The 14,087-nt window shown below is 71.8% G+C and carries 13 protein-coding genes; 8 read left to right on the forward strand and 5 right to left on the reverse strand.

Annotated features, from left to right (window positions below):
- The first annotated feature begins 31 nt into the window (after positions 1–31).
- Entirely contained in the window at positions 32–1,591 is a 1,560-nt protein-coding gene (locus tag J2Z30_RS14985) for a bifunctional phosphatase PAP2/diacylglycerol kinase family protein (RefSeq protein ID WP_044567939.1), read from the forward strand.
- Between the two features lie 97 nt (positions 1,592–1,688).
- Entirely contained in the window at positions 1,689–2,846 is a 1,158-nt protein-coding gene (locus tag J2Z30_RS14990) for a DMT family transporter (RefSeq protein ID WP_044567940.1), read from the forward strand.
- Between the two features lie 286 nt (positions 2,847–3,132).
- Here the strand turns inward: J2Z30_RS14990 and J2Z30_RS14995 are convergent, their stop codons facing one another.
- Positions 3,133–4,044 carry an NAD(P)-dependent oxidoreductase gene (locus J2Z30_RS14995; RefSeq protein ID WP_044567941.1) on the reverse strand — a complete coding sequence of 304 codons (912 nt, stop codon included), beginning with the start codon at positions 4,042–4,044 and terminating at the stop codon, positions 3,133–3,135.
- 143 nt (positions 4,045–4,187) lie between these two features.
- Here J2Z30_RS14995 and J2Z30_RS15000 point away from each other — a divergent pair, with 143 nt between their 5' ends.
- Together J2Z30_RS15000 and J2Z30_RS15005 are read left to right on the forward strand one after the other, a co-directional pair.
- On the forward strand, positions 4,188–4,523 hold the full coding sequence (locus J2Z30_RS15000) for a winged helix-turn-helix transcriptional regulator (RefSeq protein WP_044567942.1): 336 nt from the start codon (positions 4,188–4,190) through the stop codon (positions 4,521–4,523).
- 187 nt (positions 4,524–4,710) lie between these two features.
- Positions 4,711–6,051 (forward strand): MFS transporter, encoded by a 1,341-nt coding sequence (locus J2Z30_RS15005; protein WP_044567943.1) that lies wholly within the window; start codon positions 4,711–4,713, stop codon positions 6,049–6,051.
- A 24-nt stretch (positions 6,052–6,075) separates the two neighbouring features.
- Here the strand turns inward: J2Z30_RS15005 and J2Z30_RS15010 are convergent, their stop codons facing one another.
- Entirely contained in the window at positions 6,076–6,543 is a 468-nt protein-coding gene (locus tag J2Z30_RS15010) for an ATP-binding protein (RefSeq protein WP_044567944.1), read from the reverse strand.
- Between the two features lie 225 nt (positions 6,544–6,768).
- Here J2Z30_RS15010 and J2Z30_RS15015 point away from each other — a divergent pair, with 225 nt between their 5' ends.
- The 3 genes from J2Z30_RS15015 to J2Z30_RS15025 are packed head-to-tail and all read left to right on the forward strand — an operon-like array spanning position 6,769 to position 8,740.
- On the forward strand, positions 6,769–7,626 hold the full coding sequence (locus J2Z30_RS15015; RefSeq protein ID WP_044567945.1) for a Sco1979 family transcriptional regulator: 858 nt from the start codon (positions 6,769–6,771) through the stop codon (positions 7,624–7,626).
- A gap of 2 nt (positions 7,627–7,628) precedes the next feature.
- The gene (locus J2Z30_RS15020) at positions 7,629–7,925 is read left to right on the forward strand and encodes a DUF397 domain-containing protein (protein WP_020866365.1); all 297 of its coding nucleotides are present in this window, start codon (positions 7,629–7,631) and stop codon (positions 7,923–7,925) included.
- Complete coding sequence (locus J2Z30_RS15025; RefSeq protein ID WP_078956482.1) at positions 7,922–8,740, forward strand: SAM-dependent methyltransferase; 819 nt, start codon at positions 7,922–7,924, stop codon at positions 8,738–8,740. The genes J2Z30_RS15020 and J2Z30_RS15025 overlap by 4 nt, the downstream gene beginning before the upstream one ends.
- Before the next feature lie 210 nt (positions 8,741–8,950).
- Here J2Z30_RS15025 and J2Z30_RS15030 read toward each other — a convergent pair whose 3' ends face one another.
- On the reverse strand, positions 8,951–10,363 hold the full coding sequence (locus J2Z30_RS15030) for a sensor histidine kinase (RefSeq protein ID WP_044567946.1): 1,413 nt from the start codon (positions 10,361–10,363) through the stop codon (positions 8,951–8,953).
- Complete coding sequence (locus tag J2Z30_RS15035; RefSeq protein WP_044567947.1) at positions 10,363–11,067, reverse strand: response regulator transcription factor; 705 nt, start codon at positions 11,065–11,067, stop codon at positions 10,363–10,365. Before J2Z30_RS15035 ends, J2Z30_RS15030 begins: the two co-directional genes overlap by 1 nt.
- Positions 11,068–11,242: 175 nt before the next feature.
- Here J2Z30_RS15035 and J2Z30_RS15040 point away from each other — a divergent pair, with 175 nt between their 5' ends.
- Complete coding sequence (locus J2Z30_RS15040) at positions 11,243–12,505, forward strand: glycosyltransferase family 4 protein (protein ID WP_044567948.1); 1,263 nt, start codon at positions 11,243–11,245, stop codon at positions 12,503–12,505.
- A gap of 67 nt (positions 12,506–12,572) precedes the next feature.
- Here J2Z30_RS15040 and J2Z30_RS15045 read toward each other — a convergent pair whose 3' ends face one another.
- A complete protein-coding gene (locus J2Z30_RS15045; RefSeq protein WP_044567949.1) occupies positions 12,573–14,051 on the reverse strand; it encodes an SDR family NAD(P)-dependent oxidoreductase in 1,479 nt (492 codons plus the stop codon).
- Positions 14,052–14,087 lie beyond the last annotated feature (36 nt).

The following is a 14,087-nucleotide window of genomic DNA, read 5'->3' on the forward strand; positions in this document are numbered from 1 at the left end:
GCCGAGCGCCGTTCCGGGTTACCCATCACGCATGAGACGCATCAGTGACTTCGACCGCCGGCTGTTCGCACGGGTCGCGGACAGCCGGCTCCGCGGTGCCCATCCGCTGCTGCCCCGGCTCAGCCGGGCCGCCGACCACGGCCGGCTGTGGTTCGGCACGGCCGGAGTGCTCGCCACGGTCGGTGGCCGCACCGCGCGGCGGGCCGCGCTGCGCGGCGTCGGCTCGCTCGCCGCCGCCTCGCTCGTGTCGAACGTCGTGGTCAAGTGGACCGTGGAACGCAAGCGTCCGGTCCTGGACTCGGTGCCCCTGGTGCGCCGACTGCGCCGCCAGCCGTGGACCAGCTCCTTCCCCTCCGGGCACTCGGCCTCCGCCGCCGCCTTCGCCACCGGAGTGGCCCTGGAGTCCTCGCGGTACGGCCTGCTGGTCGCCCCGCTCGCCGCCGCCGTCGCCACCTCCCGGGTGTACGTGGGCGTCCACTACCCCAGCGATGTGCTGGCCGGTATCGCCCTCGGCGCCGGGGCCGCCGCGCTGACCTGCCGCTACTGGCCGCCGCGCCCCGAGGTCCCGGCGCAGGCCCGGCCGCGGATCTCGGCGCCCGCCCTGCCCAAGGGCGACGGTCTGGTCGTCTTGGTCAACCAGCGGGCCGGTACGGGATCCCCCACCGGCGCGTTCACGACCGCCGAGCAGCTGCGGGTGCTGCTGCCCGCCGCGGACATCGTGGAGTGCGGGCCCGACGACGACTTCATGGGCCTGCTCCGGCAGGCCGCCCAGCGCGCCGCCGAGCGGGCCGGGGCGCTGGGCATCTGCGGCGGGGACGGCAGCGTCAACGCGGCCGCCACGATCGCGGCCGAACGCGGGCTGCCGCTCGCCGTGTTCCCCGGCGGCACCCTCGACCACTTCGCGCTGGACCTCGGCGTACCGGCCTTCGAGGACACCGCACACGCCGTGGCCGAGGGCGACGCGGTGGCCGTGGACCTCGGCCGCGCCACGCCCCTCGCCGGCGGCGGCGAGACCAGCCACTTCGTCAACACCTTCAGCCTCGGCTTCTACCCGGAGCTGGTGCGGATCCGGGAGAGCCTGCAGGGCCGGCTCGGCAAGTGGCCCGCGGCCGCCGTCGCGCTCACCCGGGTGCTGCGCACCGCGCGCCCCATGGAGGTCGAGGTCAACGGGCGGCCGCGGCGGCTGTGGATGCTGTTCGCCGGCAACGGCGTCTACTCCCCGGAGGGTTTCGCGCCCGCCTACCGCCAGCAGCTCGACGACGGGCTGCTCGATGTGCGGGCGATCGACGGCGAGGAGCGGCTGGCCCGCACCCGGCTGCTGATCGCGGCGCTCACCGGCACGCTCGGCCGGTCACATGTCTATACGACGCGGCGAATGCGCCAACTGCGCCTGTCCGGCCTCCACGGCGTGGACAGCCGTGCCTACGACGGAGAGGTGGCCGCCGACCCCGCGGAGAAGCTGCTCATCGACAAGTGGCCGGGGGCGCTCACCGTCTACCGCCCCGCCGAACCGCAGAACGAGTTGCTCCAAAGGGCCCGTACGGCGGCGGCGAAGGCACCCCATCGGTGGAGGGCCCTACTACGCAAGTAGTACGCACAAGTCTGTGCTCAAGGACGACGACGGGGGCACACCCCACCGTCAAGGATGAGGGCATGGACGAAGACCGATCGGCCCAGGGGGCCGCGACGTGACCTCCCTCGCGCTGTCTGTGCTGCTGGCCCTGGCCTCGGCGGTCTGCTACGCCGCCGGAGCCATACTCCAGGAGCATGTCGCGGCCACGACGCCGCGCCTCGCGTCCGCTCCGCTGCGGCGCGGGAGTTGGTGGACCGCGGTGACCCTCAACGGGACGGGCGCGGTCCTCCATGTGATCGCCCTGGCCTACGGCCCGCTGAGCGTGGTGCAACCCCTAGGGGCTCTCACGATCGTCTTCGCCCTGCCGATGGCCGCCTTGTTCGTCCGCCGCCGGGTCGGCACGGCCGGCTGGCGGGGCGCGTTGCTGGCCACCGTGGGGCTCGCCGGGCTGCTCTCGCTGACCGGCTCCTCGCGGGCCCAGTCACTGGCCGAGCGGGACGGCTTCTGGCTGATCGTGATCACGGTCTCCGTCATCGCCGTGCTGATCGGGGCGGCACGTCTGATGCGGTCGCCCGGGATCCGCAGTGTGCTGCTGGCGGCGGCCGCGGGGACGGCCTTCGGTGTCTCGTCGGTGGTCACCAAGAACGTGGCCGTGGAGTGGACCTGGGACGCGTGGGAGGACGCCCTGCCCGGTCTGGTCACGATCGGGCTGCTGGCCTCGGGCGGGGTGCTGCTGTCCCAGGCGTCGTACCGGGGCGCCGGGCTGGCCTCGCCGCTGGCTACGGCGACCGTGGTCAACCCCGTGGTCGCCACAGCCGTCGGCCTCGCCGCGCTGGGCGAGCACTTCCGGCACGGCGCGCCCGGCACGCTGCTGGCCCTGGTGGCGGCCCTCGTCGCGAGCACCGGCCTGGTGATGCTCACGGTGCACAACGCCGAGGCGGAGGCCGAAGCGAAGGCGGCCGCCAAGGACGCCGAGGACGCCGAGGACGCCGAGGCCATCGCCACCGAGCAGCCGGACGCTCCCGGCCGCGACGGGCGCGATGCCGCCGGTGGCGCCGGTGGAGTCGGCGGGCCGGAGGTTCCGGAGGGGCCCGGCGGACCCGGCCCGCACGAGGTGCCGGTCGGCCCCGACGTGCCCGCCGAGCCCGGCCCCTCGCTCCGTCTCCCCCAGCCGATCCCCCGCCAGCCCACCGGCGACGAGGAGCCCGCCCCCCAGCTGTCCGACCCGCGTGTGCCCGACTGCGGCGAGGCCGTCCTGCAGCACCACGCCTAGGGGGCGCCCGGCAGATCTTCCCCTCCCCGCCCCTTCCCGCGGCATCGGTGTGCGGCTCCGCCGCGTGGCGGGGCTCCGCCCCTGGACCCCCGGGGTCTGGGGGCGGAGCCCCAGTTGAGGGAAGGGGCGGGGAGGGGAACAGACCCCGCTTGCTGAGCCGGTCGGTCAGGAAGGCATGCAGGTGGTCGAGGTCCTGCACGGCCACGCCGGGCGGTGGCCGGACCGGCGAACAACGGGAAACCGTCAACGACCTGCTGGAGACCGCGCAACGCCCCTGGTGACCGGGTCATCGACCGCTCGGTGCCGGTGAGCCGACCGGTGCGCCGGGCCGCCCCTGGCCGAGCAGTTCCACGAGCCCCGAGAGGCCCTCATGGCCATGGCCGCCGGCGACTTGGCGGGCCATGAGGCGGCCGATCGGGGCGATCAGTTCGGGGCTGATGCCCTGGTCCCGTGCGGAGTCGGTGAAGTTGAGATACGCGGCCGACTGCATGGCGAGGCTGGAGACCACCCCGGTGGCGTGGTCACCGGAGTCGATCTGCCGTGCGTAGCCGTCCACCGCCCCGGACATGGCGGTCAGCCAGCGCCCCACCAGCGGGGCGACATCGGCCGCCGCCACACCGTCCGACCGTACGAGGGCGTAGGCGTGCAGCACGCCGGAGAACATCCCGTACATCGCGCTGAGCAGGGCGATGTCGTACAGCGGGGCACGGCCGGGGTCCTCGCCGAGGTGGTGGCTCTCGCCGAAGAGGTCCAGCACGGGCCGGTGGTCCGCGAAGGCGGCGGGCGAGCCGCTGTAGAGGAGGAAGGCGGCGGGTGTCCCGATCATCGGCGGGACGGCCATGATGCCGCCGTCGAGGTACTGGGCACCGTGGCCGGCCGCCCACGCGGCCAGCTCACGGGCCTGCCGCGGAGTGCCGTTGGTGAGGTTGACGACGACCTTGCCGGACAGGGCGTCCCCGAGGGGGGCCAGCACCTGCCGTACGGAGTCGTAGTCGAGCAGACAGACCACCACCAGGGGGCTCGCCGCGACGGCCGCACCGGCCGTGGCGGCCGTCAGCGCGCCCTCGGCGGCGAGCGCCTCGGCCTTGGCCGCCGTACGGTTCCACACCGTCGTCCGGTGCCCGGCCCGCAGAAGGGCGCGGGCCAGGGCGGTGCCCATGTCGCCGAGGCCCAGCACCGTCACGGGGGATTCGCTCATTTCGGATGCTCCAGGGGTTTCGATACCGCTTGGTCGTAGGGGTCCGGCGCGCCGATCACAGGCTCGTTCCCCGGCGGTAGTGTGGGCAAGTACGCACTAAATAGTGCGTACTTACCTTGAGGTCAGTGGGGGCGGGCGGGGCTTTGGGAAAGCAGCCTTATGTCTGTGGTCTGGACGCGGCCGTAGATGTGATCGACGGAAAGTGGAAGGTCCTGATCATCTGGGCGCTCAATCACCAACGGTGCCGTTTCGGGGAATTGCGGCGGCTGGTTCCGGGCGTGAGCGAGAAGGTGCTGACGCAGCAGCTGAGGGAGTTGGAGGGGGACGGAATCGTCCACCGGGAGATCCACGACGTGAAGCCGCCGAAGGTGGAGTATTCGCTGACCGAGCTGGGCGACGAGCTGAATACGGCGCTGGGCCCGCTGGGCGCGTGGGGCAAGCGACGGATGGCGGCACTGGAGGAGGCGGGGCGGGGCTGACTCCCGTGCCGGACGGGCGGGTCGTATGCCTCCCGGCGGCGGGCCGTATGCGCCCGGCGGCGGGTCGTATGCCATCCGGCCGGGGCGGCCGTTCCGGCCGGATCGCGGCCCCACTGCGGAATCTCTTTTCCAACCGGCCCTCCACGGGGTAGTGGTGTGGAGATCACCCCGCTCACTTGGAGGCCCCGTGACCGACAGCGCTCCCCGGAGCCAACCACGCACTCCCTGGCGAGCCGTGTTCGGCGGCTCGATCGGAAATCTCGTCGAGTGGTACGACTGGTTCGTCTACGCCAGTTTCGCCACCTACTTCGCCGGAGCCTTCTTCCCCAAAGGCAACGACACGGCGCAGCTCCTCAACACCGCCGGAATCTTCGCGGTGGGCTTCTTCATGCGTCCCGTCGGCGGCTGGCTGCTGGGCCGGTTCGCCGACCGGCGCGGCCGCAAGGCGGCGCTCACCCTGACGGTGACGCTGATGTCGGCCAGCGCGCTGCTCATCGCCATCGCCCCGACCTATGACCAGGTCGGCTACTTCGGCGCGTTCGTGCTGCTGGTGGCGCGGCTGCTGCAGGGCCTGTCGGTGGGCGGTGAGTACGCGGCCAGCGCCACCTATCTCACCGAGGCGTCCCGGCCCGGCGGCCGCGGCTTCGTCTCCAGCTTCCAGTACGTGTCGATGACGGCGGGGCAGCTGATCGGCCTCGGTCTGCAGATCCTGCTGCAGCACACCATGTCCGATGACGCTCTGCACTCCTACGGCTGGCGCATTCCGTTCGTCGTCGGCGCCGTAGGGGCGGCCGTGGTCTTCTGGCTGCGGCGCAATCTGCTGGAGACCGAGGTCTACACGGAGGAGGACGCCCATCAGGGCCAGGAGCGGGGGACGATCGCCGAACTGCTGCGCCACCGCAAGGAGGCGGCGCTGGTCATCGCGCTGACCATGGGCGGCACGGTCGCGTACTACACGTACACCACCTATCTCACCAAGTACCTGTCGAACACGGCCGGGATGAGCAAGTCCGACGCCTCGCTGGTGAGCTTCTGTGCCCTATTCCTGTTCATGCTGTTGCAGCCGCTGGCCGGATCGCTCTCGGACCGGATCGGGCGCCGTCCGCTGCTGATCACCTTCGGCATCGGCTCAATGCTCTGCACCGTCCCCATCATGACCGCGCTCTCGCACGCCGACAGCTTCGCCGGGGCGCTGCTGCTCTCGCTCGCGGCGCTGGTCATCGTCACCGGCTACACCTCGATCAACGCCGTGGTGAAGGCCGAGCTGTTCCCCACCCATGTCCGGGCGCTCGGGGTGGCCCTGCCGTACGCGCTGGCCAACGCGCTGTTCGGCGGCACCGCCGAGTATGTGGCGCTGTGGTTCAAGAAGGGCGGTGCGGAGTCCGGGTACTACTGGTACGTCTCGGCGTGTGCCGCGGTCTCGCTCGTCGTCTACCTCACCATGCGGGAGACCCGGGACGCCGCCCTCTCCCGGGGCCGCGCCGACGACCCGGCCGCCCCGGGGAAGCAGCGGACGACGGCGGTGTGACGGGCCGAGGGGCCGGTCCCGGCGTCAGCGGCCGACGGTCACGCTCATCTGGGCCCAGACCACCCGTCCGCCGTTCACGCCCGGCCGGTCCCCCCACGCGTCGGCCAGGGCGCGGACCAGCGCGAGTCCGCGCCCGCACTCATCCTCCAGACCGGCCTCCCGCGGTGTGGGGACGGCCGGTCCGCCGCCCTGGTCGGCGACCTCGACATAGAACATCCGCCGCTCATGGGCGCGCAGCACACAGAGGATCTGCTCGCTCCCGGTGTGCACCAGGGCATTGGTGAACAGCTCGGACATGACCAGCTCGGCGGCCTCGCAGACATCCTCCGTAAAGCCCCACTCCGGCGCCCGGGACCGCACCCGGTGCCGGGCGATCGCGACCGAGGCGCCTCTGGCGGGCAGCTGGAACCTCTCCTGACGGAGGGCGGAGTCAACGCTCCCGGAGCTCGGGTGGTGGGCCATCGTCGAGCGCTGACGCAATGCCACGGCCATGTGCCTTCCGTCCGTCCTACCTGTGGGGGCGTGAATGCCGTACGTGAATGCCGCAAGTGCGCGACACAGCAGCCACGTTGGACCGGTCACACCCGTCACTATCGTTGCTGCGAGCATCAGTTGGCAAGGCGCGATCTGCAAAATGCAGAATAGCCAGCGCACTCTGTTGCCCCCACCTCGTACGTGGCACACTGATCCTGACAAGACCGTCCCAGGAGGTACGACGTGGGTGAAGCGCGGTCTGCCCCGACCGTCGGGCAGATGGTCCTCGGCATGCGGCTGAGGGACCTTCGCGAAAAAGCCGGCGTCAGTTACGACGTGGCTGCCAGGGCGCTGCACGTCAACCAGACCACGGTGCGCAGGATGGAGAAGGCCGAAGTCGGCCTGAAACTCCCCTACGTCGAGAAGCTGCTGCAGACCTACGGCGCCGGGCAGCAGGAGATCGACTCCTTCCTCGCGCTCGCCGAGGAGGCCAACCGGCCCGGCTGGTGGCACCGGTTCCGCGATGTGCTGCCGGACTGGTTCAGCCTCTATGTGAGCCTCGAGGGCGCCGCGAGCCGGATCCGCGCCTATGAGCCGCACTTCATACCCGGACTGCTGCAGACCGAGGACTACGCCCGCGCGCTGCTCTCCATCGGCTTCCCGCACGGGTCCGACCAGGAGCTCGAGCGCCGCGTGGCGCTGCGGATGGAGCGTCAGGAGCTGCTCAGCCGCCCGGACGCGCCGCATCTGTGGGTCGTGATGGACGAGACGGTGCTCCGTCTGTCCATCGGCGGGCCCGCGGTGATGCGCGCCCAGATCGACCATCTGATCGAAACGGTGCAAAGACCGAACATCACCCTTCAGGTGGTGCCGTTCTCCGCCGGCCCTCACCCGGGCATGGGCGGACCCTTCCAGCTCTTCCGGTTCCAGATCCCGGAACTGCCGGACATCGTCTATGCCGAGGGCCTGACCGGCGCCGGCTATCTCGACCAACGTTCCGATGTGGTCGCCTATCTGGAAGCCCTGGACCGCATGGGTACCCAGGCCACACCGGCGCGGCGGACGGAGAACTTTCTCCGTGGGATTCGCAAGGAGCTCTGACTGTGGATCAGGTACATGTGTACAACGGCATGCCCGCCAAACATTTGGGAACCGAAGGCTGGGCCAAGCCCTGGAGCGGCCCCAACGGCGGTGCCTGCGTGGAGGTCATGCGGCTGAACGACGGGCGGGTGGCCCTGCGTCAGTCGACCGATCCGGACGGCCCCGCCCTGATCTACACCCACCACGAAATCGAGAAGTTCATTCAGGGTGCCAAGGCCGGCGCCGCGGACTTCCTGCTCACACGCCCAGAAAACCTGACCACCTCGGCGGGTACCGCACCGGAACGGAGGGCCGCGTGACCGACAACGGGCTCGCCCCTGACCAGATCGACACCACCAAGCCGCACCCGGCTCGGATGTACGACTTCTACCTCAACGGCAAGGACCACTACGAGGTCGACGCGGAGGCCGCCGGGCGGGTGCTGGAGGTCTATCCGACGGTCCGGCTCAACGCCACCGTCAACCGGGCCTTCATCCACCGCGCCACCCGCTGGCTGGCCCGGGAGGCCGGGGTCCGGCAGTTCCTCGACATAGGCACCGGCATACCCACCGAGCCCAACCTCCACCAGGTGGCCCAGTCGGTCACCCCGGACGCCCGGGTGGTCTACACCGACTACGACCCCATCGTGCTGGCCTACGCCCAGGCGCTGCTCGTCGGCACCCCCGAGGGCCGTACGGCCTATGTGCAGTCGGATGTGCGCGATCCCCAGCGGATCATGAGCGCCCCCGAGCTGCATGAGACGCTGGACCTGGACCAGCCGGTGGCGATCTCCGTGAACGCGCTCTTCCACTTCATTCCGGAGCAGGACAAGCCGTACGAGATCATCCGCGAGCTGATGGCGCCGCTGGTCCCGGGCAGCTTTCTGATGCTGACCCACTCCACGCATGACTTCTCCGAGGAGACCTGGCGGAACGTCATCCGGGTCTACAAGGAGAGCGGGATCTCCTTCACCACCCGCTCCCAGAGCGAGGTCGGGGCCTTCTTCGACGGTCTGGAGCTGATCGACCCGGGTGTGTCGGAGCCCCACCACTGGAATCCGGACCCCGAGGACCGGCCGGAGGACATCCGCAGCGCGGACATCAACATGTGGGCGGGAGTGGCCCGCAAGCCGTAACGCCCGCGGCGGGCTGCTCCCCTCCCCGCCCCTTCCCACAACTGGGGCTCCGCCCCAGCCCCCGGGTCGGCCGACCCGGGTGTGCGCGGGGGCGGCCCGGCCATCCGCTGTGTCGGCGTGCCGATGGTGATCAGCACGCCGGTGCAGGTGTCCACGGCGACGGCGGTCGGCTCGTCGGCAGGGGGACGGCCGGGGCTTCGCGGCGTGGTGTTACGGCGCCTCGGTGGCGTCGCCGACCGTGAAGCCCAGTATCGCGCCCCCGCCCGGCCGCGGCCGGGCGAAGACGGTGCCGCGGTGTGCGAGGGCGACCTCGCGCACGATGGCCAGGCCCAGCCCCGAACCGGGCAGGCTGCGGGCGCCGGGCGCGCGGTAGAAGCGGTCGAAGACCCGCTCGCGGTCCTCCTCGGCGATGCCCGGACCCCGGTCGAGGACCTCCACCCGGCGGCCGCTGATCACCACTTCGACGGGCTCGGTGCCGCCCTGGTCGAACTTGGCGGCGTTCTCCACCAGATTGGAGACCGCCCGTTGCAGGGTGGCCGGGTGGCCCGTCAGCCGGGTGTCGCCCTCGGCCCGTACGGTGATCTCCCGGCCGGTCCGGCGCCGGGCGAGGGTCACGGCGGTGGTGGCCACCTCCTCCAGCGAGACCTCGGTACGGGGTTCGTCGTCCCGCTGCCCGGCCGCCAGGTCCACCAGCTCGTTGACGAGATCGGTCAGCTCCCGGGTCTCCCCCGCCAGATCCGCCAGCAGATCCTCGCGTGCGGGCCCCGGCAGTTCCTCGAAGCGGCGCAGCAGGGAGATGTTGGTGCGCAGCGAGGTGAGCGGGGTGCGCAGCTCGTGCCCGGCGTCCTGGACCAGCCGCCGCTGGTCGTCCTTGGAGCGCGCGAGCTGTCCGAGCATGCCGTCGAAGGCCCGGCCGAGGCGGCCCACCTCGTCGTCCCCGGCGACCGGCACCGCCACCTCCATCCGGCCGGTGGCGGCCACGCTCTCGGCGACCCGGGTCAGCCGCACCAGCCGCCGGGTGATCCGCCCGGCCAGCCACCAGCCGGCCAGCCCGGCTGCCAGGATGACGGCGACCACGAACAGCGCGGTGCGCTTCTGGAGCTCGCGCAGCAGATCCTCGGTGTCGCTGATCTGCTGGGCCACCTGGATCGCGCCGGTGCCGTCGCCCACGGCGACCGTGGCCATCCGGTACTGCTCCCCGCCGATGCCGATCTCGCGCCGTACGACGGTGCCCGGGGTACGGGAGGCGGCGGTCGTCCGGTCGTCGTCGACCACCGGCAGCGGGGGCTTGCCCGCGTCGTAGACCGTGCCCCGGCCGTTGATCACCTGGACGTCCATCCGGCTGATCCGGCGCAGATCGTCCCGCAGGTCGTACGGGACGGGCCCGACGGACTCCGAGGGGTACTGCCGCAGGATCACCTTCTCGCTGCGGACCTCGCCGCGCAGATCGCGGATGATGTCGTCGAACGCCGACTGCTGGTCCACCCGTACCAGCCCGGCGGCCGCGTCATAGCTGAGCCCGCCGACCAGGAGGGTGACCACGGTGGCCGCCGCCGAGAACGAGAGCGCGAAGGTGGTCCGCAGACTGGGCCGGCCACGGCGGAGCGGGGGGAGCCGCACCATCACTCCTCCCGCAGGCTGTATCCGACCCCGCGCACCGTGTGGATCAGCGGGGCACGCCCCTCCGGATCGACCTTGCGGCGCAGATAGCCGATGTAGACGGCGAGGTTCTTCGAGCCGGGGCCGAAGTCGTAGCCCCAGATGCGGGCGTAGATGGTGGTGTGGTCCAGGACGATGCCCGCGTTGCGGGCCAGCAGCTCCAGCAGGTCGAATTCGGTACGGGTCAGCTCCAGCTCCGTACCGCCGCGCCAGACCCGCCGGGCCGAGGAGTCCAGGCGCAGATCGGCGACCTCCAGCACCCCGTCGATGGCGGTGTCCTCCGGCGCGGCCGGTTCGGCGGGGGCGGCGCGGCGCAGCAGCGCGCGCAGCCGGGCGAAGACCTCCTCGATCTCGAAGGGCTTGGCCACATAGTCGTCCGCGCCGGCGTCGAGACCCTCGATCCGGTCGGCGGTCTCGACCCGCGCGGTGAGCATGAGGACGGGGGTGCGGTCCCCCTCGGCGCGCAGCACCCGGCATACCTGGAGTCCGTCCACGCCCGGCATCATCACGTCCAGTACGACCACGTCCGGGCGCTCGCGGTGGACGGCCGCCAGCGCCTCTATCCCGTCGGGCACGGCGGTGACGCGGTACCCCTCCAGGGTCAGGGCGCGTTCCAGGGCCTGGCGGATGGCACGGTCGTCCTCGGCGAGCAGCACGGTGTTCGTCACACCCCGAGTCTGCCAAGGCCACAGTGGTGCCCGCGGCGGGCGGGGGTCCTGAGCGGGGCTTCTTACCCCGCTCTCACCTTCTTCACGCGGTGGACTTACCGGACCTCGGCAAGGTGTCGACCAGCTTCCGGGGGAAACTCGCCCCGGCGACGCACCCGGCCGGAGAAAATACCGCATGAAGATCGCATTCCTGCTGCACAACGCCTACGGGATCGGCGGAACGATCCGGACGACCATGAACCTCGCGACGGCGCTCGCCGACCGCCACGAGGTCGAGATCGTCTCGATGATGCGGCACCGCGAGACGCCGCGTTTCGCCCTCGACCCGCGGGTGCGGCTGGTCCCCCTGGTGGACACGCGTCCGGAGAGCGCGGACGCGAAGAACCCGCTGTTCTTCGAGGCCAGCCGGGACTTCCCGGCCACCGAGAAGCGGATCAAGCAGTACAACCGGCTGATGGACACGCGGGCCGCGGAGTATCTGCGCGGCTGCGACGCCGATGTGATCGTCGGCACCCGGCCGGGGGTGAACGTCTACATCTCCCGCTTCGCCCCGCGTCGCGCCCTGCGCATCGCCCAGGAGCATCTGCGGTACGAGGCGCACAGCAAGAGGCTGCGGGCGGAGCTGGCCCCGTTCTACCGGGCACTGGACGCCGTGGTCACCACGACGGAGGCGGACGCCGCGGTCTACCGCAAGAAGATGCCGATGCCGGGGGTGCGGACCCTGGCGATACCCAACAGCGTCCCCGAGCCCGGCGTGGCCCCCTCCGCGGGCACCGAGCCGGTGATCGCGGCGGCCGGGCGGCTGGTCCGCGGCAAGCGCTTCGACCTGCTGATCGACGCCTTCGCGGAGATCTCGGTGAAGTTCCCGGCCTGGCGGCTGCGGATCTACGGCGGGGGCGCGGAGAAGGAGCGGCTCGCGGAGCACATCGAGCGGCTGGGCCTGTCCGGGAGCGCGGAGCTGATGGGGTCCCGCTCGCCCATCGAGGCGGAGTTCGCCAAGGCGTCGCTGGTCGCGGTCGCCTCGGACGCCGAGTCGTTCGGGATGACGATCGTGGAGGCCATGCGCTGCGGGGTGCCGGTGGTGAGCACCGACTGCCCGCTCGGCCCCGCCGAGATCATCAAGGACGGGGTCACCGGACGGCTCGTCCCCACCGGGGACAAGCACGCGCTGGCGAGCGCCCTGATGGAGCTGATGGGCGATGCCCCGGCCCGGCGGGCGATGGGCGCGGACGCCCTGGAGGGCTCCCGGATCTATGACCCGGAGCCGATCGCCCGGCGCTACGACCAGCTCTTCGAGGAGCTGCGCGCGAGCCGGTCCGCCCGCCTCTGGGATCGCTACCGGAGCGCCGCCCGCGCCCGTCTGCGGCGGCTGGCCCGGCGCTTCGGCCTCTCGCCCGCCCGCCGCACCCCGGCGGCGGGCCACAAGGCGAGCGCGTGACCCCGGGCCGGACCGCGCCGAGCCGGGCGCGGGGGTGCGCGCCCCGCCGTCCGGCGGTGCCCCGCCGTTACCAGGACGTCGGGGCGTAGTCCTTCAGGAAGCAGCCGAAGAGATCCTCGCCGTGCTCGCCCCGGACGATCGGGTCGTAGACCCGCGCCGCTCCGTCCACCAGGTCGAGGGGGGCGTGGAAGCCCTCGGCCGCCAGCCGCATCTTGTCCGGGTGCGGGCGCTCGTCGGTGATCCATCCGGTGTCGACGCTCGTCATCAGGATGGCGTCGGACTCGAACATCTCGCGTGCGCTGGTGCGGGTCAGCATGTTCAGCGCGGCCTTGGCCATATTGGTGTGCGGATGGCCCGCGCCCTTGTAGCCCCGGCCGAACTTGCCCTCCATCGCGGAGACGTTGACCACGTACTTGCGCCGGGCGGGCGAGGCGGCCATCGCCGGGCGCAACCGGCTGACCAGGATGAACGGCGCGGTCTCATTGCACAGCTGGACCTCGAGCATCTCGACCGGGTCCACCTCGTTCACCCGCTGCACCCAGGTGTTGCTCGGGTCCAGGTCCGGCACCAGCCCGCCCGCGTCGATCGCGGTCCCGGCCTCGATCCGGGCCGGTGACGCGGAGCCGCGGTTGAGGGCGAGGGCGGTGAGGTCCTGCGGGGTGAGGGCGCCGTCCCGGGGCGCGCGGGGCGCCGGCAGGGCCGCCTGGGCGCCGCTGCCGAAGGCTCCGAGGACCATGGACTCGGGGAGTGCCCCGGCGGGGAGCGGCGCGGACTCGCCCGCTATCAGCTCCGCGTACGCGTGCGGGGTGCGGCGGACGGTCTGGGCGGCGTTGTTGATCAGTATGTCCAGCGGGCCCGCGGCGCTCACCGCGTCGGCCAGCGCGATGACCTGGGCCGGGTCGCGCAGATCGATGCCGACGACCTTGAGCCGGTGCAGCCACTCCCCGCTGTCCGGCATGGTCTTGAAGCGGCGGATGGCGTCGACCGGGAAGCGGGTGGTGATGGTGGTGTGCGCGCCGTCACGCAGCAGCCGCAGCGCGATATACATGCCGATCTTCGCCCGGCCGCCGGTGAGCAGGGCACGGCGCCCGGTGAGATCGGTGCGGGCGTCGCGACGGGCCCGGTTCTCGGCGGCGCAGTCGCGGCACAGCTGGTGGTAGAAGGCGTCGACCTCGACAAACCGGGTCTTGCAGACGTAGCAGGAGCGGGGGCGCTCCAGGATGCCCGCGATCTCCGTGGTGACGGAGCTGGTGAGCGCGCGGCCCAGCGTCTCGTCGTCGATCCGGTCGGCGGCGCCGGTGGCGGTGGCCTCGGTCACGGCCTTGTCGTTCGCGGTCTTCGCGGCCCGCCGCTCCTGGCGCCTGCGCTGCTTCACGCTGCGGTAGATCCCGGAGGTGGCCCGGCGGACCATGACCGCGTCGGGGTGGTCGACCGGCAGCCGGTCGAGTTCCGCGAGGACGCTCAGACAGGTCGCCAGCCGCTCCGGGTCGATGCCCGGCTCCTCGGCCGGGGCACGCTCGGCCCGGCCTTCGTCAATCACCGTCATCGCCGCTGCCGCTTTCTGGTTCGCCTGTTCCCCTGG

Origin of the sequence: Streptomyces iranensis (genome assembly GCF_017874715.1) — a bacterium.
Classification (GTDB): domain Bacteria; phylum Actinomycetota; class Actinomycetes; order Streptomycetales; family Streptomycetaceae; genus Streptomyces; species Streptomyces iranensis.

Bases quoted from the DNA above. Each gene is read 5' to 3' on its own strand.
- J2Z30_RS14985 (WP_044567939.1), top strand. From the start codon at position 32: ATGAGACGCATCAGTGACTTCGACCGCCGGCTGTTCGCACGGGTCGCG.
- J2Z30_RS14995 (WP_044567941.1), bottom strand. From the start codon at position 4,044: ATGAGCGAATCCCCCGTGACGGTGCTGGGCCTCGGCGACATGGGCACC.
- J2Z30_RS15010 (WP_044567944.1), bottom strand. From the start codon at position 6,543: ATGGCCGTGGCATTGCGTCAGCGCTCGACGATGGCCCACCACCCGAGC.
- J2Z30_RS15030 (WP_044567946.1), bottom strand. From the start codon at position 10,363: ATGGTGCGGCTCCCCCCGCTCCGCCGTGGCCGGCCCAGTCTGCGGACC.
- J2Z30_RS15040 (WP_044567948.1), top strand. From the start codon at position 11,243: ATGAAGATCGCATTCCTGCTGCACAACGCCTACGGGATCGGCGGAACG.
- J2Z30_RS15045 (WP_044567949.1), bottom strand. From the start codon at position 14,051: ATGACGGTGATTGACGAAGGCCGGGCCGAGCGTGCCCCGGCCGAGGAG.